A 21,298-nucleotide genomic window follows, 5' to 3' on the forward strand; every position below is an offset into this window, starting at 1 on the left:
AGAAGGAGAAGATTTCGGGATCGGCAAGAGCGATGACAGCGGAAAACCACAAGACCACGCATTTCGGTTTCAAGACCGTGGACGAGGACGCAAAGGCCGGGATGGTCCACGGGGTGTTTTCCCGCGTCGCCTCGAAATACGACATCATGAACGACCTGATGAGCGTCGGCATCCATCGGCTGTGGAAGGATGCGATGATGGACTGGCTGGCGCCCCGGCCCGGGCAGCGGCTGCTCGATGTCGCGGGCGGCACCGGCGATGTGGCCTTCCGGTTCCTGAAACGCGCGCCGGGCGCCACCGCCACCGTCTGCGACATGACCGAATCCATGCTGATCGAGGGCCAGAAGCGCGCCGAGGCCGAGGACATGGCCGAGCGGCTGACCTGGGTCGTGGGCGATGCGATGGCCCTGCCCTTCGCGGACAACAGCTTCGACGTCTACACGATCTCCTTCGGGATCCGGAACGTGACCCGCGTCCCCGATGCGCTGAAGGAAGCGTTCCGCGTGCTGCGCCCCGGCGGGCGGCTGATGGTGCTGGAATTCAGCCAGATCCCGAACGACATGCTGCAATGGCTCTATGACCGCTACTCCTTCAACGTGATCCCGGCGATGGGCCAGATCGTGGCGGGCGACCGCGACAGCTATCAATATCTGGTGGAATCCATCCGCAAATTCCCGGATCAGGACACCTTCGCGGAGATGATCCGCACCGCGGGCTTCGGGCAGGTGAAATACCGCAACCTGTCGATGGGCATCGCCGCGCTGCATTCCGGCTGGAAGATCTGATGCGGGGGCCGCACAACATCTGGCGTCTGATCCGCACCGGCGCCACCTTCGAGCGCACCGGCGCGATGGGCGCGGTTCTGGAGGCGCTCGACGCCCCGCCGCGGCTCCGGCTGGCGGCGCGGGTGATGGGCTGGCCGTTCAAATGGCTGGGCTACAAGGGCGATCCGGCATTGCCGCCGGTGACGCGGGCGATCACCGCGCTCGGCCCCGCCTATGTCAAATTCGGCCAGGTGCTTTCGACCCGGCCCGATGTGGTGGGCTCCGAACTCGCCGATCAGTTGCGGGTGCTACAGGACAAGCTGCCCCCCTTCCCCACCGCCATCGCCAAGGAGATGATCGCCGAGGAACTGCTGCGTCCGATTGATGCGGCATTCTCTGCGTTTTCCGAGCCGGTGGCCGCCGCCTCGATCGCGCAGGTCCACCGCGCGACTCTCGCCGATACCGGTCAGGAGGTGGCGGTGAAGGTGCTGCGCCCCGGCATCGAAAAAGCCTTCCGCACCGATCTGGACGCCTTCCATTTCGCCGCCGGGATGATCGAACGGATGCTGCCCGCGACGCGACGCCTGCGGCCGTCGGATGTGGTGAACCACTTCGAGCAGACGGTTCTGGGCGAACTGGACCTGCGGCTGGAAGCCGCCGCCGCCTCGCAATTCGCCGCGAATACGGCGGGCGACGCGCATTTCCGCGTGCCGATGCCGGTCTGGGCGCTGTCGGGCCGCACGGTGATGACGATGGACTGGGCCGAGGGTATCCCGATGGGCGACGTTCCCGCCCTGCGCGCGGCGGGGCACGATCTGGTTGCGCTGTCCGAACGGGTGCTGCAACTGTTCCTCAGCCATGCGCTCCGCGACGGCTATTTCCACGCTGACATGCACCAGGGCAACCTGAAGGTCGCGGCGAATGGCGACATCATCGCCTTCGATTTCGGCATTATGGGTCAGATCGACGAATACACCCGCCGGGTCTATGCCGAGATCCTGATGGGCTTCATCCAGCGCGATTACCGCCGCGTGGCGGAGGTGCATTTCGAGGCGGGCTATGTCCCCGCCGACCGCGATGTGAACCAGTTCGCGCTGGCGCTGCGCGCGGTGGGCGAGCCGATCTTCGGCATGAATGCGACGCAGATTTCGATGGCGCGGCTGCTGGCCTATCTGCTCGAAGTCACCGAACGCTTCGGGATGCAGACCCGGACCGAGCTGATCCTGCTGCAACGGACGATGGTGGTGGTCGAGGGCGTGGCGCGTTCGCTGAACCCGGCGATGAACATGTGGGAGACCGCGCGGCCCGTGGTCGAGACCTATATCCGCGCGAACCTCGGCCCCAGGGCGGCCCTACGCGACCTGAAACGCACGGCGCTGGTGCTTGGTCATTTCGGGCCGCGCCTGCCCGGGCTGCTGCAATCGCTGATCCTGCGCGAACAGGCCCCGCCGGACGAACCCCAGCGGAAGAAACGGCATTCCGTGGGGATCTGGCTCGCGGGGGCTGCGCTCCTGCTCGCCGGGGCCGGGCTGGATCGGCTGTTCTGAACAAAGGCTGCGCAGATGCTCCTGCCCGTCCCTGCTGAGGGATCTGCGCCTAAAAGGCTGTTGCAAAGCCCGTTCGATGAGGAAGTCCTGCCGAACCAAGGAAAATTCCTCGACCACGCCCTCTCAGAACCCTTTTCGGCAGCCTGCCAAGCGGCATGACACCTCACCCCAATTCTGACCATCTTCGGTCGTCGGCAGGCCTTTCGCCGGTCGGCACGGGCCGGTAAATTGTCGGGCGAAGTCTCGGATTTCGCGGTCCATGGACCCCACGACACTTTGGCCGTGCGGATTTTTCGACCTTCACAGCCAAAGAGAGAGGCGGCAGCGTCCGGCTGAGAAAAGTGATCATGAAAATTCCAGGTACGCCGCGGCACTGCTGCTGGCCATGAATGGGGTAGCGATGGCGTGGGAACCCGAAACCGATCCGTTTTCCGGATCGAACAAGATTACAGCGTTCGTTCTGATTGGGAGCGGTTTTGGGGCAAGGATCAGTGGGGCCGCTGTCATCTGCGATACATCAGAAGACGGGATCACGGTCAGGGCTATCCCGGGGTATACTCACGACGGGAGCGATTCGGCTGCGATCTCCCTCGGCGCCCTGAACGCCGCATTCGCCGATGACAAGCGGCTTGAGACGGTAACCGTCAGCGACGCCTCTGCCGGAACCGTTGGCTCGGATCAGTTGGCCATTGATCTTCTCCTGGACAAAGAAGCGTCCGAAGCCTTCCTGAATGCCATGGCCGCTGCCAGGAAATCCATCATGGTCAAGGATGGGGTCAATTCGGGCCCGATCAAGCTCTCCGCCCGCGGCAGCTCCGCCGCCGCGAAGAAGTTGTTGGAATGCGTCAAGGCGCAGCCCTGATCCGGTGCGCAACCCTCTGCATTCGGAAGGCTCAGTCGCTTCAACCGTGAGAATGGCGGGGCACCCCCCATCCGCAATTTCATCCAGCGCGCGATTACGGCTCTTCCTTGGCCTTCAGCGCTGCCCCCCGGAGAGCGCAACTCCCCGGCGGGCAGCGGGCACCACCTCAAGACCTCCGTCGCGGAGATGCCCGCATAGGCATCACTTGGTTTCTCGCAAAGCCGTCACATCGCGGGGAGAAATCCGGGCGCCGTTCGCCAGAACGAGCGCCATTTCGTTATTCTCCATGCGCGCTTCGACAACCCTGTCGTAGCTGGAGAGACGTTTGGTGTCGATCAGGCTGCCATCGCCATAGCTTTCCAGCGCGAAATCGTAACTGCCCAAGGGAAGCGGTTTTCCCGAACTATCCGTCCCGTTCCACTCGAACGAATTCTCCGAAGGGGAAACCGCGTGGCGGGCGACCTCCTTGCCGGAGGCGTCCGACACCACCAGAATCGCCTCATCGGCATCCTTGTTCGCGCTGCCGAACAAGGAAACCGGTGACACGCCATCATAGAACGCCCCACCGGTGGAAAGCACCTCCATTCCGACCCAGTTCGCATATTGGGACAGGCCCGACAGACCGAGCGCGCCGGAGATCGTCCCCAGCAGATCGTTCGTCTTCACCTGCTGCTCGACCTGAGAGAAATTCGCGAGCTGCGCGGCATAGTCCGAACTCTCGATCGGGTCCGTCGGATCCTGATTCTGCATCTGTGTCGTCAGCATCTTCAGGAAGGTGGTGAAATCCGAACTGATCGTCGCGGCGGAGGAACTCGCCGTGTTGGTCTTGGCGCCTGTGGTGCTGGGTGTCGCTGCTGTCACTGTGGTCATGAAACTGTCCTCATATGCGAAGATCGAGCCCGCTGCTTCCGCCGGTGCGGGATCGGGTGTCTGAATGGACCGGGATATCGGCGATTGCCGGGGCGGTTTCGCCCGCTGCCCCGCTGACAGGCCCGCCGGTCAGCGGTTTCTGCCCGCCACCGCGCTCGTTGAAGCTGAAACCGACATCGGAGAAGCCAAGCCCCCGCATGTCGCGCGCGAATATGTCGGTGTGCCGCCGCAACAGGTCGATCGCCTCCTGCCGGTCAGCGTGGATCGTGACACTCATGACGCCATCTTCGTGCCGCATCGACACTTTGATATGTCCGAGATCGTCCTCCGAAAACGTCATCTCGACCGTTCCATCGGGTTGTGCGGTGACGGCCTGTCCCAGTTCAAAGGACATCTGGCGAACAAGGGCTGTTTGCTGGCCGGGCTGGACCGGTGCTGATTCGGGGGGGCGTGCCGTCGCCGACGCCGCCGCCTCATAAAGTGCAAAAACGCCACCGTGGCGGGAAGTGCCCGTCTCGGCGACCTTTCCGTTTGGCGCCGCAGGAGCATCCTCCGCCCCGTGCTGCGCCGAATCGTCCGAAGCTTCCCCGCCCGAGGCATCAGCCCCCTCCCCGGCTGGTCGGATCTCCACCTCTCCCGCCTCTTCTCCGGCGGATTGGGGCTCTCCCGTCGCGGCCCTCGGCCCGGCCTCCCGCGGCTTCTCAGCCACGGCGACCTCCGGCTCCGGCATCGCCCCCGAAGCATCCGGCCCATCAACGGTGAACTGCGTGGCCTCACCCGCCGGATCTCCGGAATCCGCGGGGGGCGCAATCTCCCCGGGAGCCCCGCCGACCGCGGGCATCATGTCCAAACTTCCGGTGGCCTCCGCGCCGGATTGGAGCCGCGCCCCGCCAAGCCCATCCACAGGATTTGCCGTACCCTCGCCCACCGGGTCCGAATCGGTCGGCAGGAGCAAGCCGGACAAGCAGATCACCCCGGACGCGGGCGCGGCCTCATCCGCCGTATCGTCCCGCTCCTCCTCCGACCGGACGGGATCGGCATCCCCCACCAAAGCCTCGAAGGCCCCCGCCCCTTCGTGGACATCTCCTGCGGCAACCTGCTCCGCCGGAGGCGGAAGGCTGGTCATATGATCGAATGCGGCAATGGCTTGCATGGGCTCACGACTTCTGTCTGCGATTTCTCCTTCATGACAGCACAAGATTACCGCTTCTTTACTTCGTTCAGGCAATGATCGGGAAAATCGCGCCAATTGAAGGGATCCGAATGGCGAACGGCATTCAACTCACGACCGCGCCCCCCCCTGCCAGCCGGGCGGACGATACTCTCCTGCGCAAGAAGGCGGTGGAGCTGGAGGCGAATTTCCTCTCCGAAATGCTCGGCCATGCGGGATTCGGGGAAATGCAGGGCGGCTTCGGCGGCGGGATCGGGGAGGAACAGTTCTCCTCCTTCCTGCGCAGCGCCTATGCCCAGAAAATGTCGGAGGCCGGTGGAATTGGCCTCGCCGAATCAATCTTTCAGGCCATGTCCAAAGGGGCCCCCAATGTCCGCGAATGAAACGACCACGCTTGCCGAACTGAAGACCCTGCTCGCGCAGGAGCGCGATGTCATCCGGACCGCGGATTTCGCCCGGCTCGGCTCTCTCGTGCAGCGCAAGCAGGACCTGATTGACGCGCTTGCAGGCACCCCGACCGCCGCCCTTGGGAATATCCGGGCCGAGGCCGAACAGAATCAGCGCCTGCTCGAAGCGGCCCTGCGCGGGGTGCGCAATGCCCAGATCCGCTTGCAGCAGATCCGCGAAGGCGCGCGCGGCTTCACCGGATATGACCGCCACGGCCAGGCGCAGCATATCACCCGCGCGGAAGGCACCGTGGAAATGCGCGCCTGACGCGAACCGTGAAAATCTTAAATAATCTCGGGCCGACCTTCGGGTCGGCCTTAGCTTTTCATTAGTCCCCCGAGTGCAAGGATGACAACGCATCCAAAAGGATGGCGCGGCACCGAAACCATCGCCGCACCTGTCAGAACGCAGGATGCCGTCATGGGACGGCGGATCAACCCCGGCGCAAAAGCGCCAATTGCATGAAGGACGACGACATGACCAGCATTCTGACGAATACCAGTGCCATGACCGCGCTGCAAACCCTCAAGAACACCAACAACAATCTGGCCAAGGCGCAAAGCGAGATTTCGACTGGTAAATCCATCGCCACGGCGAAGGACAATGCGGCAATCTGGTCGATCACCAAGGTCATGGAAGCGGATGTCAACGGCATCAACGCGATCAAGAGTGCGCTCAATCTGGGCGGTTCCAGCGTCAAGGTTGCCAGCGACGCCTCCGATGCGGTCGTGAAGGAACTGAAGGGCATCCAGGGCCTTCTGGTCAACGCTCAAGCAGAGAACATGGATCGCAAGACTCTGCAAACCTCGATCGACAATGCCAAGGCCAGCATCAGCGGCTACGTCACGAGCGCGCAGTTCAACGGCCTGAACCTGATCAACGGCAAAGATTCCGCCGGTGCGGATTATACGCCCGATGCGGATGGCACCGGCCCGGCCGGGACCGAAGTCAACGTTCTGGCGGCCCTCAACCGCTCGCCGACCGGAACTGTCAGCACCGAATCGATCTCGATCGAGCGTATGTCGCTTGCCTATGTCAAGCCGGCGGCCGACGCTGCGCCGACCGGAAGCCCTGCTGCCGGCGCCTCGTTCCAGGATCTGATGGACGGGATCGTCGTCAACATTGGCGGGGGCACCGCGCTGACTTCGGAACAGCTGGGACAAGCGCTGGAATTTGTCAACGCGGCCCTTTCCTACGCGACCAATGTCGCGTCCTATTTCGGCGCCAAGGAAGCTCAGATCTCCAACCAGGCGGATTTCATGAGCAAGATTTCCGATGCGATGACCGCGGGTATCGGCTCGCTCGTTGACGCGGATATGGAAGAGGCTTCGGCGCGCCTGGCTGCACTGCAAACGCAGCAGCAGCTCGGCGTTCAGGCACTGTCGATTGCGAACCAAACCCCGCAAACGCTCCTGTTGCTGTTCCGCTAACGCGAAAGCGGAGGGCCGCAATGGCCCTCCGCCCCTCCCCCGAGCAACACCCCTCCTGAAACTCCCATTTGCAGGATGATTCATCGTGAACGCCACTCTCATGGCCCGATCGGCCTATGCCGGTACCGACAGCGCCATTCGCACCCCGCGCGATATCGAATACGAGGCCTTCGCACGCGTCACGCATCGGCTCAAACGGGCTGGCCAGCACGCCAAGGAAGACTATCCCGGTCTGGTTCGCGCCATTCACGACAACCGGGAGCTGTGGTCCCTGCTGGCTGCGGATGTCGCGCTTCCGGAAAACGGACTACCGCTCGAATTGCGCAAGCGGGTGGCCTTTCTAGCCGAATTCACACGCGTCCAATCGCGCAAAGTTCTGTCTGAAAACGCCTCTCTGGACATCCTGATCGAAGTCAACACCGCGATCATGCGAGGACTGCGAAACGACGGTGGCACCGCATGACCGGGCTGGTCCTGAAGCTCGCGCCAAAGGAACGGGTGCTCATAAACGGCGCCGTGATCGAGAATGGCGAACGGCGCTCGCGCCTCGCCATCATGACGCCCAACGCCCATATCCTCCGCCTGCGCGACGCCATTCACCCCGAGGAGGTGAACACCCCGGTTCGCCGCGTGGTCTATATCGCACAACTGGTTCTCTCGGGCGACATCACCCCCGACGAAGCCCGCCTGCAACTGCTGCGGGGCATCGAACAACTTAGTCAGGTGCTTGTCGATCCCGACAGCCGCAAACAATTGGCACTGGCTACCGCGGCAGTGATCGAAAATCAGCATTACAATGCGCTCAAGGCCCTTCGCAGCCTGCTGCCCCGGGAAGAGCGGATCCTTGCAGCGGGGCGGAAATGAGCTACAAACCGGTCATCGCGCTGAGTGGATATTCCGGCTGGGTGGTGCTCAACAAGACGATGGAGCGCCAAAAGGCCACCTTCAACGCCTCGTCACAGAGCCAGAACCTGTCGGATTACTTCCGCGCGAAGATCGGCAGCATTTCCTCGGCGGAGGAGCTCGTCAATGACCGCCGCCTGCTTACGGTCGCACTTGGCGCCTTCGGCCTGGAGAGCGACATCAACAGCAAGGCGTTCATCCGCAAAGTGCTGGAACAGGGCACATTGGACGAAACGTCCTTTGCCAACCGGCTCGTCGACAAGTCCTATTACAAACTGTCCGCCGCCTTTGGCTTCGGCGATTTTAAAACTCCGCTGTCACAGAAAACCGGCTTCGCCGACAAGATACTGACCCAATATCAGAGCCACGCTTTTGAGGCGGCCGTCGGCGATTCGAATAAATCCTATCGGATTGCCATAGCGGCTCAGCGGGATCTTCCGGCGCTGGCCAAAAGCTCATCTTCCGAAAACACGAAATGGTATTCGGTCATCGGCTCGAAAATCCTCAGCAGCTTCATGCGCACGGCACTGGGCCTTCCGGCATCCGTTTCGAGCCTGAACGTCGATCAGCAGCTCCAAGTCTACAAGAACAAGGCCAAAACCATGTACGGGGCAGATAAATTCGCCGATCTTCTTGCCGATGGCGGCATGGAGAAATTGACGAAAAGCTATGTGATCCGCGCCGAATTGGTCGATGGCATCACATCCACCACAGCCACGCCACCTGTTCTCGCGCTCTTTCAGGGCGGTGCATCCGGAAACGCGGGGAACACCGTCCTCTCGCTTCTGCTCTGATCAGCGCGGGCTTCGCTTCGCAAGAATCCGCTGTAGGGTCCGGCGGTGCATGTTCAGCCGCCGCGCCGTTTCCGACACATTCCGGTCGCACAACTCATAGACGCGCTGAATATGTTCCCACCGAACGCGATCGGCGCTCATCGGGTTCTCCGGCGGCGGGGGAAGGTCCACGCCTTTGGCAAGCAGGGCAGTCGTGATGTCATGCGCATCCGCGGGCTTCGACAGGTAATCCGTCGCGCCCATCTTGACCGCGGCGACGGCCGTCGCGATCGCCCCATAGCCGGTCAGCACGACGATTCGTGCTTCGGGCCGCCGCTCGCGCAGCAGTTCGACCACTTCGAGGCCATTCCCGTCTTCAAGCCGCAAATCAATCACGGCATAGGCGGGGGGCCGCGCATGCACGACCGCCTTCCCTGCGGCCACGGTTTCGGCTGTCTCCGTCTGGAACCCGCGTTTTTCCATGGCACGCGCGAGCCGGGTCAGAAAGGGCGCGTCATCATCCACCAGAAGCAGCGTCCGGTCCTGTCCCAGTTCCGCGAATTCATCCTCAGACATGCCAGCCCTTTCGTCCAGAACGCCTTGATCTTCTAATGCCTTCGTCCCGCAGGGTCAATTTGCCACACCGGCCCGCGCAGCGCCATTGCCGCGCATGCGTTGCGCCGGTATCCCGGAGCGGTGTGCATGCGAGGGGAAAACCATGAGCAAACCGACCCGGCGCGGCCTGTGGCGCGCGACCGGCAATCAGGACTGGGTGCGCCTGCGGACGCTGATCTTCCTCAGATGGGCGGCCATCGCGGGCCAGTGTGCCGCGGTCCTGATCGCGTGGCAGGTCTACGACATCTCCCTCGACCTGCCGCTCTGCCTGGCCGCGATCGGCGCCTCGGTCGTGGCGAATCTCGCGGCGATCTTCGTTTTTCCGCAAAGCCGCCGCCTCAGCCAGACCGAGATGACCGCCACCCTGCTGTTCGACACCGCGCAGCTTGCCCTGCTGCTCGCGCTGACCGGCGGGCTGAACAACCCCTTCGCGCTGCTGATCCTCGTGCCGGTCACCATCGCCGCCACGGCGCTCGAACTGCGCCCGACGATCTTCCTCGGCGTCTGCACCATCGCGATGATCAGCCTGGTCGCGGGAATCAACATCCCGCTGATGCGGCGCGACGGGTCCGAAATGGCCGTGCCGCCGCTGTTTGAATTCGGCTACTGGCTGGCGATCGTGATCGGGGTGGTGTTTCTGGGCGCCTATGCCCACCGGATCGCGGCGGAAATCCGGGCGATGGCGGATGCGCTGCTGGCGACTCAGCTCGCGCTTTCCCGCGAGCAGAAGCTGACCGATCTCGGCGGTGTCGTGGCCGCGGCGGCGCATGAACTCGGCACGCCGCTCGCGACCATCAAGCTCGTCTCCTCGGAGCTTGCCGACGAACTCGACGGCGATGCCCGGGACGACGCCCTGCTGATTCGCGAGCAGGCGAATCGGTGTCGCGACATTCTCCGCTCGATGGGGCGTGCCGGAAAGGACGATATGCAGATGCGATCGGCGCCGCTTCTGGCCGTGCTGCGCGAGGCCGCCGAACCGCATCTGGACCGCGGCAAGACGCTGCATTTCGACCTTGCCCCCGGCCCCGGCGGCAGCGAGCGCCAGCCCACTATCTACCGCACCCCCGAATTGATCCACGCGCTGCGCAACCTGATCCAGAACGCCGTCGATTTCGCCCGCGGCACCGTCTGGATCCGGGCGGAATGGACCGAAAGGACGATTCGCCTGCGGATCATCGACGACGGGCCGGGCTATGCGCCGGGCGTGCTTGGGCGGATCGGCGATCCCTATCTGCACGACCGCTCCGGAGGGCAGCGCGGCGAATATGAGGGCATGGGCCTCGGCCTGTTCATCGCCAAGACGCTGCTGCAACGCACGGGCGCCCAACTCCGGTTTTCCAACGGCCCCGACGCGGGCATCCCGCCCGAAGGCACCGGCGCGATCGTCGAGCTGCGCTGGCCCGCGCACCGCCTGGTCGCCCCCGATACCGGCCCGCTCGGCGAGAACCGGCAGATCACTGTGTAACCGGCCCGGCTCGATTTAACGGCACCTTAACCACTTATCCCCAAATATCCCGCAACGAGGCTTGCGAGGATTCAGATGCAGATCGAATGGATTCAGTCGGTGATGATCGCCGCGACATCGGTTGGTTCGGCGCTTCTGGCGATGATGGTGCATGCACGCCTGTCGGCCCGCACGGCGCCCCGGACGAAGGCCTCTGCCCTGCCTGCGCCGGAACCCGCCGTCTTTCTGTTCGAGAATCACGAACTGGTCGATGCCACCGGTCCCGCGCGGACCCTGCTCGACTGCGCTCCGGTTTCCGGCAGTGACTGGGCAAGGCTGGTGGCTTTCGTCACGCCGCGTTTCAACAATTTCGAAGCGGCGATCGCGACCCTGCCGCTGCGTGGCCGCGTCGATCTGACGGCCCCCGGGGAGCGGGACCAGCATCTGCGCATCGTGGCCGAGGATGTGAACGGCCTGTCCCGAATCACCCTCATCGACCCGGAGGCGGAGGGGCGGGGCCTGCTCGTCGATGCGCTCTCCCATCGCGCGTTCGAGGATGAACTCGACATGATGCGCGAGACGCTCGACCGCCTGCCCGCCCTCGCCTGGCGCGAGGGCGAGAATGGCGCCGTCACCTGGGCGAACCGGGCCTATATGCTGCAATCGCAAGCCCTCTCGCCCGATGTCGAGGGGCTGGTCTGGCCCCTGCCCCGGCTGTTTCCGCTGATCGAACCCGTCCCCGGCGAGGGGCCGCGCCGCGCCAAGCTCGACATGGGCGCGGACAAGGCGATCTGGTTCGACCGCTTCAGCTTCCCGCTCGACAATGGCAGCCTGCAATTCGCCCTTCCCGCCGATGCCGCCGTCCGGGCCGAACGCTCGCTGCGCAGTTTCGTGCAGACCCTGACCAAGACCTTCGCGGATCTGCCGATCGGGCTCGCCGTCTTCGACCGGCAGCGCAAGCTGCAACTGTTCAATCCCGCGCTGATCGACCTCACGCAGCTCTCGACCGAATTCCTTTCGGCGCGCCCCTCGCTCTATGCCTTCCTCGACCGCCTGCGCGAAGCCCGGATGATGCCCGAACCGAAAGATTACCGCAGTTGGCGGCTGCAAATGACCGAACTCGAACAGGCGGCGGCAGCGGGATTCCATTCCGAGACATGGAGCCTGCCGGGTGGTCAGACCTATCGCGTCACCGGCCGGCCCCATCCGGACGGCGCCGTCGCCTTCCTGTTCGAGGATATCACCTCGGAAATCTCGCTGACCCGGCGTTTCCGGGCCGATCTGGAACTGGGCCAGGAAGTGCTCGACCACATGCAGGAGGCGGTGGCGGTCTTTGGTCCCTCCGGGGAACTCGCATTGTCGAACGCGGCCTATGACCAGCTCTGGGGGGTCGAGCCATCAACGACGCTGGCGCGGGTGACGATCCTGGATTCCGTGCGGATCTGGCAGCAGGAGAGCGAGGCGCATCCGGTCTGGAGCGAGGCGCGCGGCTTCTGCTTCAAGGCGGGCGACAGGGCTCCGGTGACCGGCGAAGTGCGCAAACGCGACGGCACCACCCTGTCGTGCCACTTCACGGCGATCGGCGGGGGCGCGATGATGGCCCGCTTCATGACGGTCCCCGTGGCGGCCATGGCGCGCGAACTCGGCTGACCCTCTCGCGTTTACGGTTGCCCGTGCCGGTGGCGCGGGTAGATTGCGCCCATGTCCAGCGCAGCCCCCTTCCTGACCCTCGACCTGCCCGGTCCCGACGCCACCGACCGGCTGGGCCGTGCGCTTGCCGCGACCCTGCGCGCGGGCGATGTCCTTCTGCTCGAAGGCCCGATCGGCGCGGGCAAGAGCCACCTCTCCCGCGCCCTCATCCGCGCCCGACTGGGGCGGGAGGAAGACGTCCCCTCGCCGACCTTCACCCTGATCCAGACCTACGACGCCACCCCGGACATCTGGCACGCCGACCTTTACCGGCTGACCCATCCGGACGAAGTGGTGGAACTGGGCCTTGAGGAAGCCTTCGATCAGGCGATCTGTCTCATCGAATGGCCCGACCGGCTGGGCTCCCTGCGCCCGGCCAAGGTGCTGACGCTGCGCTTCACGCTGACCGAAGACGGCGCCGCCCGAAAACTCTCCTTCTTCGGCCCCGCCGATTGGGCAGACCGGCTGACGGGGCTTACACCATGATCGCCGATTTCCTCGCCGCCGCGGGCTGGGCCGATGCCGCCCGGACCCCGCTGGCCGGAGACGCCTCCGCCCGCCGCTACGAACGGCTGCGCCGGGGCGACGACCGCGCCGTGCTGATGATCGCCCCCCCCGGTCCCGAGGTTCGCCGCTTCGCCGAGGTGGACGACTGGCTCCGGATGCGCGGTTTTTCCGCGCCGCAGATCCTCGCCGCCGACCCTGCCCTCGGCCTGATGCTTCTGGAGGATCTGGGCGACGATCTGCTGTTTACCCTGCTTGACCGCGACCCTACCCGCGAAGCCGCGCTTTACGGCCAGGTCACCGATTTCCTGCTCGATCTGCACCGCCATGCCCCGCCGGGGTTCATCACCCCGCTCGACGGCCCCGCGCTTGGGCACCTGCTCGACCTCACCGCCGACTGGGCGCCGGTGGCCGCGTGTGATGCGGCGCGGGCCCTCCCCGGCCTCGTCGCCGAACAATTCACCGCGCTGGACGACCTGCCGCCGGTGATGTGCCTGCGGGATTTCCACGCGCAGAACATGCTTTGGCTGCCGGAGCGGAGCGGGACCGCCCGCCTCGGCCTGCTGGATTTTCAGGACGCGGTGGCGGGGCATCCGGCCTATGATCTCGTTTCCGCACTTCAGGACGTGCGCCGCGATGTTTCCGCCGCCGTCGAAACCCGCGAATGCGCCCGCTACATCGCTGCCCGGGGCCTCGATCCGGAGCGTTTCGGCACCGTCTATGCCCTGCTCGGCGCGCAGCGCGCCCTGCGCATCCACGGCATCTTCGCCCGGCTCTGCCTCGCGATGGGCAAGGCACAGTACCTGGACCTGATGCCGCGCAACTGGCGCAACCTGGAGCGCAACCTGTCCCACCCCGCGCTCGCCCCGCTCGCCGCCACCGTCCGCGCCGCCTATCCGGCGCCGACCCCGGACATATTGCACAGCCTGAGGACCGCATGCGGAACCCGCCCGACGCCCTGATGCTTTTCGCCGCCGGGTTCGGCACCCGGATGGGCGCGCTGACCCGGACCCGCCCGAAGCCGCTGGTCGAGGTCGCCGGACGGCCGCTGATCGACCATGCGCTGAACCTCGCGCAGGGCGCGGGTATCCGCCGGATCGTCGCCAATACCCATTATCTGGGTGATCAGATCGCCGCGCATCTGGCGGGCCGCGATGTGGCGATTTCCGATGAAACGGACCGGATTCTCGACACCGGTGGCGGGTTGCGCAAGGCGCTGCCGCTGCTTGGCCCCGGGCCGGTCTTCACGCTCAATACCGATGCGGTCTGGACCGGGCCGAACGTGCTGTCCGCGCTGCGCGACGCCTGGCGGCCGGGGATGGCGGCGCTGCTCGCGCTGATCCCGGCGGAGCGAGCGACGGGCCATGCCGGGCCGGGCGATTTCACCCTTGCGCCGGATGGGCGGATCGCGCGCGGGCCGGGCCATATCTATACCGGCGCGCAGATCATCGACCCTTCGGGCCTGTCGGGCATTCCCGAAGACGTGTTTTCCCTGAACCTGCTGTGGGACCGGCTGCTGCCCGGGGGGCAGGTTTTCGGACTGGTCCACACCGGCGGCTGGTGCGATGTCGGCCGGGCGGAGACGATCCCCCTGGCCGAGGCGATGCTGCATGGGTAGCCTCTATGCCCTGCCCTCGGGCGTGGATTTCCCGGCCGAGCTGGTCGCGGGCCTGATCGAGCGGATGCGCCCGGAGCCGCCCGAGGCGATGGCACGGCTCAGGCTGTTCCTGAACTCCGGCCGGATGCTGCGCCGCGTGCGCGAGGAATTCGACCGGCACGGCGCGCGCTACCTGCCGCGGCTGGGGCTGATCGCCGATCTGGCGCGGCTGCCGGTGGCGGAGATCCCGCCCGCCGTCCCGCCCCTGCGGCGGCGGCTGGAGCTGGCGCAGCTGGTCGCCGGTCTGGCCGCGCGGATGCCGCAGTTCGAGCCGGGCGCCGGGGTGTTTTCGCTGGCCGACAGTCTGGCCGATCTGCTGGCCGAGATGCAGGACGAAAACGTTCCCCCCGCTGCGATCGAGGCGCTGGACATTCAGGACAGCCATGCCGCCCATTGGCAGGCGAGCCTTGGCTTCATCCGCATCGTCGCGCGCTATTTCGAGGACGAGGCCGAACCCGACCCCACCGGCCGCCTGCGCCGGGTGATCGAGGCGATGGCGCGGAACTGGGCCGCGCGCCCGACACAGGATCGTATCGTCATCGCCGGCTCCACCGGCTCGCGCGGCACCACGGCGGAATTCATGCAGGCGGTCGCGGCGCTGCCGAACGGGATGATCGTGCTGCCGGGCTATGATTTCGACATGCCGGATTTCGCCTGGGACGCGCTGGATGCCGGAACCGTGCCGATCGAGGATCATCCGCAATACCGCTACCGCGCGCTGCGCCGCCGTCTGGGGATGGAGATCACCCGCTGGACCGAGGCGCGCTCCCCCGCCCCCGGGCGCGATGCGCTGGTGTCGCTGGCGCTGCGGCCCGCGCCGGTCACCGATCAGTGGATGCGGGAGGGCGCGGCGCTGAGCGACCTCACCGGCGCCTGTTCCGGCCTGACCCTGATCGAGGCGCCTGACGAACGGCACGAGGCGCTGTCGCTCGCGCTGGTGCTGCGCCGCGCGGTCGAGGAGGGGCAGACCGCCGCGCTGATCACGCCGAACCGGATGCTGACCCGGCGGGTAGCGGCGGCGCTCGACCGCTGGGGGATCGTGCCCGACGATTCCGGCGGCGAGCCGTTGCAACTCACCGCGCCCGGTCGGTTCCTGCGCCATATCGCGCGGCTGCGCGGGCGCAAGCTGATGCTGGAGCCGCTGCTGGTGTTGCTGAAGCAGCCGCTGACGGCGACGGGCTGCGCCACGCGGGGGTATCATCTGCTTTACGCGCGGGAGTTGGAACTCTGGCTGCGGCGGCGGGGTCCGGCCTTTCCCGACCGGGCCGCGCTGACCCGCTGGGCCGGGGCGGAACCGGCGCGCCAGCTTTGGGCCGATTGGGTGGCGGATGTGATCGAAGCCTTCACCGAGGGCCCCGAAGCGCCGCTTGCGCATGTGATCGCCGCCCATCTGGATCTTGCCGCGCGGCTGGCCGCAGGCCCGGGCGGTTCGGTCGCGGCCAGCAGCCTGTGGCAGCGCGAGGCCGGGCAGGAATGCCTGCGCATCCTTACCGACCTGACCGAAGAGGCGCCCCATGCCGGGCGCTACGGCGCCGCCGATTATGCCGATCTGCTGGACACGCTTCTGGGCACCGGGCAGGTGCGGCGGACGGCGGCGGTCCATCCCGGGGTGCTGATCCTCGGCACGCTGGAGGCGCGGGTGCAGGCGGCGGATCTGGTGCTGCTGGCCGGGCTGAACGAAGGCAGCTGGCCCGAGGCGCCGACCCCGGACCCCTGGCTCAGCCGCCGGATGCGGCTCGATGCCGGGTTGTTGCTGCCGGAGCGGCAGATCGGCCTGTCGGCGCATGACTTCCAACAGGCGATCGCCGCGCCGCGGGTGGTTCTGTCACGCGCGCGCCGCGATGGCGGGGCGGAGACGGTGCCGTCGCGCTGGCTCAACCGGATGACCAATCTGCTGTCCGGCCTGCCGCCCGAAGGCCCCGAGGCGCTGCAACAGATGCGCGCGCGGGGGGCGGAGTGGCTGGCGCTGGCGAGTGCGCTGCAACAGCCGCGCGCGCGGACGGAACCGGCGCCGCGCCCCTCGCCCCGCCCGCCCGCCGAGGCCCGCCCGCGCGAACTCCCGGTGACGGCGATCAAGACCCTGATCCGCGACCCCTACGCCATTTATGCGCAGCGGATCTTGCGGCTGCGGCCGCTGAACCCGCTCCGGCCGGAGCCCGATCCGCGCCTGCGCGGCGAGGTGCTGCACCTGATCGTCGAACGGTTCCTGCGCGACCGGCCCACGGCCGAGACGCTGGCCGAGGCCGAAACCCGGCTGATCGCCATTGCGCGCGCCGTTCTCGAAGAAACCATCGCCTGGCCCGGGGCGCAGGTGCTCTGGCTCGCGCGGATCCGGCGGATCGCGGCGAAGCTGGTGGCGGATGAGGCGGAGCGCCAGGCCGCCGGAACCCCCGTGGTGATCGAGGAACGCGGCGCCGTCACCCTGCCGAACGGCTTCCGCCTGACGGCGAAGCCCGACCGGATCGACATCCTGACCGGGGGCGAGGCGCATCTGTTCGACTACAAATCCGGCAAGCCGCCCACGGATGCCGAGATGCTGCATTTCGACAAGCAGCTTCTCCTGGAGGCGGCGATGATCGAGCGCGGCGCCTTTGCCGCCATCGGCCCGCGCGCGGTGTCGGCGATGACCTATGTCCATCTCGGCGGCAATGGCGAGACGCGCGATGCCGATCTGCTCGCCGAGGTCGCCCCGACATGGGCGAAATTCGAGCGTCTGATCGCGCGCTACCTCGACCCGCGGACCGGCTATACCGCGCGCCGGGCGCTGCGCAAGGTGAGCGATCCCAGCGATTACGACCACCTGTCGCGCTATGGCGAATGGGATCTGTCCAACCTGCCGGAGGGCAAATGAACCTCGCGAGTGAACGGCAGATCCGCGCGGCGGAACCCACGGCCTCGACCTGGCTTTCGGCCAATGCGGGCTCGGGCAAGACCAAGGTACTGACCGACCGGGTGGCGCGGCTGCTGCTCAACGGGACCGAACCGCAGAAGGTGCTGTGCCTGACCTATACCAAGGCCGCCGCGAACGAGATGCAGAACCGGCTGCTGAAGCGGCTGGGCGAATGGGCGATGCTGCCCGAAGGCGATCTGCGCGGGGAACTGTTGCGGTTGGGCGAGCCCGAGGGGATCGGCACCGACCGTCTGGCACAGGCGCGGCGGCTGTTCGCGCAGGCGATCGAGACGCCGGGCGGGCTGAAGATCCAGACGATCCATTCGTTCTGCGGCGCGCTCCTGCGGCGGTTTCCGCTGGAGGCCGGGGTGCCGCATGGCTTCAGCGAGCTGGACGACCGTTCCGCCACCGAAATCCGCGCCGATATTGTCGAGGAAATCGCCGCCGGGCCGGATCGCCCGGTGCTGGACGACCTCGCGCTGTTCCACGGCGGCAATGACCTGAACAGCCTGATCGCCGCGATCACCCGCCATGCCGATGCCTTCGCCACCACGCCCACGCGCGAAGCGGTCCTGCGCGCGCTGGACCTGCCGCCGATCACGGTGGCGGACCTGCCGGGGATGGTGTTCGACGGCAGCGAAAGGGCGCTCTTCGATCAGGTGATCCCGGTCCTGAAGGGACAGGCAAAGACGATGCAGGCGCTGGCCGCGACGCTGGCCGGGGTGAGGCCGGGGCCGGAGGGGCTGGCGGTCCTGCAAGAGGCGCTGCTTTACAAGGGAAAGGCCGAGGCAAAGACGCCCTCAATCCCGACCAAGGTTGCCGTGCGCGAGCTGGGCGAGGATCTGACCGAGGAATTCCACGCCTTCATGGCCCGCGTCGCCGAGACCCGGGCTGCGCAATTCGGCCTCGCCGTGGCGGAGCGGACGCTCGCGCTCGCGCGGTTCGCCGCGGTGTTCCTGCCGCGCTACCGGGCGCGGAAGGCGGCGGGCGGCTGGCTCGACTTCGACGATCTGATCGAACGGGCGGGGGCGCTCCTGTCCTCGCCCTCGGTCGCGCAATGGGTGCTGTTCCGGCTCGATGGCGGCATCGACCACATTCTGGTGGACGAGGCGCAGGACACTTCCCCCGGCCAGTGGCAGGTGATCGAACGGCTGGCCGATGAATTCACCGCGGGCGAAGGCGCGCGGGCCGAGACCCGGACGATCTTCGTCGTCGGCGACCGCAAGCAGTCGATCTATTCCTTCCAGGGCGCGGACCTGCAACGGTTCGAGGCGATGCGCACCCATTTCAGCGACAAATTCGCCGCCATCGACCGCCCCCTGCGCAGCGCGGAATTGCAGCATTCGTTCCGCTCATCGCTCGCGGTTCTGCGGCTGGTGGACCTGACCTTCGCGGGCGGGGGCTCGGTCGGGTTGGGGGGGGCGCCGGAACATGTGGCGTTCTTCGACGCGCTGCCGGGGCGGGTGGATCTGTGGCCCGCCGTGCAGCCCGCCGATGCGCCCGGCGATGACGATTGGGAAGACCCGGTGGACCTGCCAGGGGCCGAAGACAAGGATGTCGTCCTCGCCCGCACCATCGCCGCAGAAATCCGCGCGATGATCCGCGCGGGCACCCGCATCCCGGATCGCGGCGACTCCCGCCCGATGCACGAGGGCGACGTTCTGATCCTGGTGCAGCGCCGCTCCGCCCTGTTCGGCGAAATCATCCGCGCCTGCAAGGCCGCCGGGCTCGCCGTTGCGGGGGCGGACCGGCTGAAGCTGGGGGCGGAACTGGCGGTGAAGGATCTGTGCGCGGTGCTGGCCTTTCTGGCGACGCCGGAGGATGACCTGTCGCTCGCCTGTGCGCTGCGCTCGCCGCTGTTCGGCTGGACCGAGGAGGAGCTTTATGCGCTGGCCCATCCGCGCAAGGGCTATCTGTGGGCCGCGCTGCGGGCCTCCGGGCGCGAGGACACCTTGGCGGTGCTTCAGGATCTGCTCGACCTGACCGACTTCCTGCGGCCCTATGATCTGGTCGAACGGCTGCTGAACCGGCACGGCGGGCGCGAACGGCTGATCGCGCGGCTGGGGCCGGAGGCGGAGGATGGCATCGACGAGCTGATCGCGCAATCGCTGGCCTATGAGGCGACCGAGATCCCGAGCCTGACCGGCTTCCTCGGCTGGCTCGGCGCGGATGAGATCGAGGTGAAGCGGCAGATGGAGGCCGGGGGCCGCGCGATCCGGGTGATGTCCGTCCATGGCGCGAAGGGGCTGGAGGCGCCGATCGTCATCCTGCCCGACACCGCGAAACCCGGGCCGCCGCGCAGTGCCGAGACCTATCGGACCAATGACACCGTGCTGTGGAAGGGCGGCCCCGGCACGCCCCCGGCGCTGCGCGCGCTGATGGAGGACGAGACCGCCCGCGCCCGCGAGGAGAAGATGCGGCTGCTTTACGTTGCGCTGACCCGGGCGGAGACCTGGCTGATCGTCGCGGCGGCGGGAGAGACCGGAACGGGCGAGGACAGTTGGTATTCGCTGATCGCGGAGGGGATGGCGCGTGCGGGCGCGACCGAGGCGCAGGCGCTCTCCGATGAGGCGCAGGCGCTTGGCCCCCTGCGCCGCCATGCGCATGGCGACTGGCCCGAGCCGGGCGCGTCCGAGACCGCCGCCGGGGCGCCGCCCGTCCAACTGCCCGACTGGGCGTTCACCCGCGCGGCGCATCCGGAACGGGTGGTGGGGGCGCTGTCGCCTTCGGACCTGGGCGGGGCGAAGGCGCTGCCGGGGGAGACGGAATTCGCCGATGACGAGGCGTCGAGACGGCGCGGGCGGCAGTTGCACCTGCTGCTGGAGCATCTGCCCGGCGCGGAACCCGACGACTGGCCCCGGCTGGCCACCCGGCTGCTGGGCACGGGACCGGACCGGGCGAGCGAGGCAGAGGCGGTCGCGCTGCTCACCACGGCGCGGCGCGCGCTGGAGGTGGCGCAAAGCGAGGGGTTCCTGAGCGCCGACACGCTGGCCGAGGTGGAGATCACCGCCGAACTCCCGGAACTGGACGGGCGGCGGATCCATGGCACGATCGACCGGCTGCGGGTGATGCCGGGGCGGGTGCGGGTGCTCGACTACAAATCGAACGCGGTGGTGCCGGGCGATGCGCAGGCGATTCCGCTGGGTCTTGTGCGGCAGATGGCGGCCTATCGCGCGGCGCTGCGGCAGGTGCATCCGGGGGCGGTGGTCGAATGCCTGCTGCTCTGGACCGCGACGGGGGCGCTGATGCGGCTGTCGGATGCACAGATGGATGAGGCGCTGCGCACATGGGCCGCGCCTTGACGCCCCGGGGGGCGAGACATACCTTCGCCGCAACGCGACATTCAGGAGAGCGCTCATGGCTACCGTCAAAGTTACCGACACCACCTTCGACGCCGAGGTCCGTCAGTCCGACGTGCCCGTCGTCGTGGATTTCTGGGCCGAATGGTGCGGCCCGTGCCGGATGATCGGCCCCGCGCTTGAGGAACTGGCCGAGGAATACGGCGGCAAGATCAAGATCGCCAAGGTCAACGTGGATGAAAACCCCGACGCTCCGGCAACGCTGGGCGTGCGCGGCATTCCGGCGCTGTTCCTGTTCAAGAACGGCGAAGTGGTGTCGAACAAGATCGGCGCCGCGCCGAAGGCCGCGCTGAAGGCCTGGATCGACTCGGCGATCTGAACCGGGCGGCGCCGCGCCCATATTATCCAGGCCCATATTATCCAGGACGGAGGA

20 protein-coding genes are annotated in these 21,298 nt (G+C 66.8%); 17 read left to right on the top strand and 3 right to left on the bottom strand.

Annotation, left to right across the window (positions count from 1 at the left end; all coding sequences use genetic code 11):
• Window positions 1–32: 32 nt before the first annotated feature.
• The 3 genes from ubiE (at window position 33) to QM789_RS02970 (ending at window position 3,173) form a co-directional block, all read left to right on the top strand.
• On the top strand, window positions 33–785 hold the full coding sequence (gene ubiE, locus QM789_RS02960) for a bifunctional demethylmenaquinone methyltransferase/2-methoxy-6-polyprenyl-1,4-benzoquinol methylase UbiE (protein ID WP_420350470.1): 753 nt from the start codon (window positions 33–35) through the stop codon (window positions 783–785).
• On the top strand, window positions 785–2,311 hold the full coding sequence (gene ubiB, locus QM789_RS02965) for a 2-polyprenylphenol 6-hydroxylase (RefSeq protein WP_420350471.1): 1,527 nt from the start codon (window positions 785–787) through the stop codon (window positions 2,309–2,311). The genes ubiE and ubiB overlap by 1 nt, the downstream gene beginning before the upstream one ends.
• Before the next feature lie 259 nt (window positions 2,312–2,570).
• Window positions 2,571–3,173 carry a hypothetical protein gene (locus QM789_RS02970; protein ID WP_420350472.1) on the top strand — a complete coding sequence of 201 codons (603 nt, stop codon included), beginning with the start codon at window positions 2,571–2,573 and terminating at the stop codon, window positions 3,171–3,173.
• A 201-nt stretch (window positions 3,174–3,374) separates the two neighbouring features.
• Here the strand turns inward: QM789_RS02970 and QM789_RS02975 are convergent, their stop codons facing one another.
• Window positions 3,375–4,043: a flagellar hook capping FlgD N-terminal domain-containing protein gene (locus QM789_RS02975; RefSeq protein ID WP_420350473.1), complete on the bottom strand. Its 669-nt coding sequence runs from the start codon at window positions 4,041–4,043 to the stop codon at window positions 3,375–3,377.
• Window positions 4,044–4,053: 10 nt separating this feature from the next.
• On the bottom strand, window positions 4,054–5,292 hold the full coding sequence (locus QM789_RS02980; protein ID WP_420350474.1) for a flagellar hook-length control protein FliK: 1,239 nt from the start codon (window positions 5,290–5,292) through the stop codon (window positions 4,054–4,056).
• On the opposite strand from QM789_RS02980, the gene QM789_RS02985 reads away from it, so the two are divergent.
• From QM789_RS02985 to QM789_RS03010, 6 genes are all read left to right on the top strand, one after another.
• Entirely contained in the window at window positions 5,271–5,597 is a 327-nt protein-coding gene (locus QM789_RS02985) for a rod-binding protein (protein ID WP_420350475.1), read from the top strand. The genes QM789_RS02980 and QM789_RS02985 overlap by 22 nt on opposite strands.
• Window positions 5,584–5,928, top strand: a complete 345-nt coding sequence (locus QM789_RS02990) for a hypothetical protein (protein ID WP_420350476.1) — start codon at window positions 5,584–5,586, stop codon at window positions 5,926–5,928. The genes QM789_RS02985 and QM789_RS02990 overlap by 14 nt, the downstream gene beginning before the upstream one ends.
• 209 nt (window positions 5,929–6,137) lie before the next feature.
• Window positions 6,138–7,091: a flagellin gene (locus tag QM789_RS02995; protein ID WP_420350477.1), complete on the top strand. Its 954-nt coding sequence runs from the start codon at window positions 6,138–6,140 to the stop codon at window positions 7,089–7,091.
• A gap of 85 nt (window positions 7,092–7,176) precedes the next feature.
• A complete protein-coding gene (gene flaF / locus QM789_RS03000) occupies window positions 7,177–7,554 on the top strand; it encodes a flagellar biosynthesis regulator FlaF (protein ID WP_420350478.1) in 378 nt (125 codons plus the stop codon).
• The gene (gene flbT, locus QM789_RS03005) at window positions 7,551–7,955 is read left to right on the top strand and encodes a flagellar biosynthesis repressor FlbT (protein WP_420350479.1); all 405 of its coding nucleotides are present in this window, start codon (window positions 7,551–7,553) and stop codon (window positions 7,953–7,955) included. Before flaF ends, flbT begins: the two co-directional genes overlap by 4 nt.
• Entirely contained in the window at window positions 7,952–8,788 is an 837-nt protein-coding gene (locus tag QM789_RS03010; RefSeq protein WP_420350480.1) for a DUF1217 domain-containing protein, read from the top strand. The genes flbT and QM789_RS03010 overlap by 4 nt, the downstream gene beginning before the upstream one ends.
• Here QM789_RS03010 and QM789_RS03015 read toward each other — a convergent pair whose 3' ends face one another.
• Window positions 8,789–9,343, bottom strand: a complete 555-nt coding sequence (locus QM789_RS03015; RefSeq protein ID WP_420350481.1) for an ActR/PrrA/RegA family redox response regulator transcription factor — start codon at window positions 9,341–9,343, stop codon at window positions 8,789–8,791.
• 142 nt (window positions 9,344–9,485) lie between these two features.
• On the opposite strand from QM789_RS03015, the gene regB reads away from it, so the two are divergent.
• The 8 genes from regB to trxA all read left to right on the top strand — a co-directional run bounded on the left by regB (window position 9,486) and on the right by trxA (window position 21,244).
• Window positions 9,486–10,847 carry a sensor histidine kinase RegB gene (gene regB, locus QM789_RS03020; RefSeq protein WP_420350482.1) on the top strand — a complete coding sequence of 454 codons (1,362 nt, stop codon included), beginning with the start codon at window positions 9,486–9,488 and terminating at the stop codon, window positions 10,845–10,847.
• Between the two features lie 75 nt (window positions 10,848–10,922).
• Entirely contained in the window at window positions 10,923–12,476 is a 1,554-nt protein-coding gene (locus tag QM789_RS03025; protein WP_420350483.1) for a PAS-domain containing protein, read from the top strand.
• Between the two features lie 51 nt (window positions 12,477–12,527).
• Window positions 12,528–13,001 (top strand): tRNA (adenosine(37)-N6)-threonylcarbamoyltransferase complex ATPase subunit type 1 TsaE, encoded by a 474-nt coding sequence (tsaE, locus tag QM789_RS03030; RefSeq protein WP_420350484.1) that lies wholly within the window; start codon window positions 12,528–12,530, stop codon window positions 12,999–13,001.
• A complete protein-coding gene (locus QM789_RS03035) occupies window positions 12,998–13,981 on the top strand; it encodes an aminoglycoside phosphotransferase family protein (protein ID WP_420350485.1) in 984 nt (327 codons plus the stop codon). Before tsaE ends, QM789_RS03035 begins: the two co-directional genes overlap by 4 nt.
• Window positions 13,957–14,637: a nucleotidyltransferase family protein gene (locus QM789_RS03040; RefSeq protein ID WP_420350486.1), complete on the top strand. Its 681-nt coding sequence runs from the start codon at window positions 13,957–13,959 to the stop codon at window positions 14,635–14,637. Before QM789_RS03035 ends, QM789_RS03040 begins: the two co-directional genes overlap by 25 nt.
• Window positions 14,630–17,527 (top strand): double-strand break repair protein AddB, encoded by a 2,898-nt coding sequence (addB, locus tag QM789_RS03045; protein WP_420350487.1) that lies wholly within the window; start codon window positions 14,630–14,632, stop codon window positions 17,525–17,527. Before QM789_RS03040 ends, addB begins: the two co-directional genes overlap by 8 nt.
• Window positions 17,524–20,868 carry a double-strand break repair helicase AddA gene (gene addA / locus QM789_RS03050; RefSeq protein WP_420350488.1) on the top strand — a complete coding sequence of 1,115 codons (3,345 nt, stop codon included), beginning with the start codon at window positions 17,524–17,526 and terminating at the stop codon, window positions 20,866–20,868. The genes addB and addA overlap by 4 nt, the downstream gene beginning before the upstream one ends.
• The gene (gene trxA / locus QM789_RS03055; protein ID WP_420350489.1) at window positions 20,837–21,244 is read left to right on the top strand and encodes a thioredoxin; all 408 of its coding nucleotides are present in this window, start codon (window positions 20,837–20,839) and stop codon (window positions 21,242–21,244) included. Before addA ends, trxA begins: the two co-directional genes overlap by 32 nt.
• Window positions 21,245–21,298 lie beyond the last annotated feature (54 nt).

Source organism: Paenirhodobacter sp., from assembly GCF_047600745.1.
GTDB lineage: Bacteria > Pseudomonadota > Alphaproteobacteria > Rhodobacterales > Rhodobacteraceae > Rhodobacter.

Excerpts from the sequence above, each read along its gene's own strand:
- ubiE (WP_420350470.1), top strand. The coding sequence starts at position 33 with ATGACAGCGGAAAACCACAAGACCACGCATTTCGGTTTCAAGACCGTG.
- ubiB (WP_420350471.1), top strand. The coding sequence starts at position 785 with ATGCGGGGGCCGCACAACATCTGGCGTCTGATCCGCACCGGCGCCACC.
- QM789_RS02970 (WP_420350472.1), top strand. The coding sequence starts at position 2,571 with ATGGACCCCACGACACTTTGGCCGTGCGGATTTTTCGACCTTCACAGC.
- QM789_RS02975 (WP_420350473.1), bottom strand. The coding sequence starts at position 4,043 with ATGACCACAGTGACAGCAGCGACACCCAGCACCACAGGCGCCAAGACC.
- QM789_RS02985 (WP_420350475.1), top strand. The coding sequence starts at position 5,271 with ATGATCGGGAAAATCGCGCCAATTGAAGGGATCCGAATGGCGAACGGC.
- QM789_RS02990 (WP_420350476.1), top strand. The coding sequence starts at position 5,584 with ATGTCCGCGAATGAAACGACCACGCTTGCCGAACTGAAGACCCTGCTC.
- QM789_RS02995 (WP_420350477.1), top strand. The coding sequence starts at position 6,138 with ATGACCAGCATTCTGACGAATACCAGTGCCATGACCGCGCTGCAAACC.
- flbT (WP_420350479.1), top strand. The coding sequence starts at position 7,551 with ATGACCGGGCTGGTCCTGAAGCTCGCGCCAAAGGAACGGGTGCTCATA.
- QM789_RS03010 (WP_420350480.1), top strand. The coding sequence starts at position 7,952 with ATGAGCTACAAACCGGTCATCGCGCTGAGTGGATATTCCGGCTGGGTG.
- QM789_RS03015 (WP_420350481.1), bottom strand. The coding sequence starts at position 9,343 with ATGTCTGAGGATGAATTCGCGGAACTGGGACAGGACCGGACGCTGCTT.
- regB (WP_420350482.1), top strand. The coding sequence starts at position 9,486 with ATGAGCAAACCGACCCGGCGCGGCCTGTGGCGCGCGACCGGCAATCAG.
- QM789_RS03025 (WP_420350483.1), top strand. The coding sequence starts at position 10,923 with ATGCAGATCGAATGGATTCAGTCGGTGATGATCGCCGCGACATCGGTT.
- tsaE (WP_420350484.1), top strand. The coding sequence starts at position 12,528 with ATGTCCAGCGCAGCCCCCTTCCTGACCCTCGACCTGCCCGGTCCCGAC.
- QM789_RS03035 (WP_420350485.1), top strand. The coding sequence starts at position 12,998 with ATGATCGCCGATTTCCTCGCCGCCGCGGGCTGGGCCGATGCCGCCCGG.
- QM789_RS03040 (WP_420350486.1), top strand. The coding sequence starts at position 13,957 with ATGCGGAACCCGCCCGACGCCCTGATGCTTTTCGCCGCCGGGTTCGGC.
- addB (WP_420350487.1), top strand. The coding sequence starts at position 14,630 with ATGGGTAGCCTCTATGCCCTGCCCTCGGGCGTGGATTTCCCGGCCGAG.
- addA (WP_420350488.1), top strand. The coding sequence starts at position 17,524 with ATGAACCTCGCGAGTGAACGGCAGATCCGCGCGGCGGAACCCACGGCC.
- trxA (WP_420350489.1), top strand. The coding sequence starts at position 20,837 with ATGAGGCGCTGCGCACATGGGCCGCGCCTTGACGCCCCGGGGGGCGAG.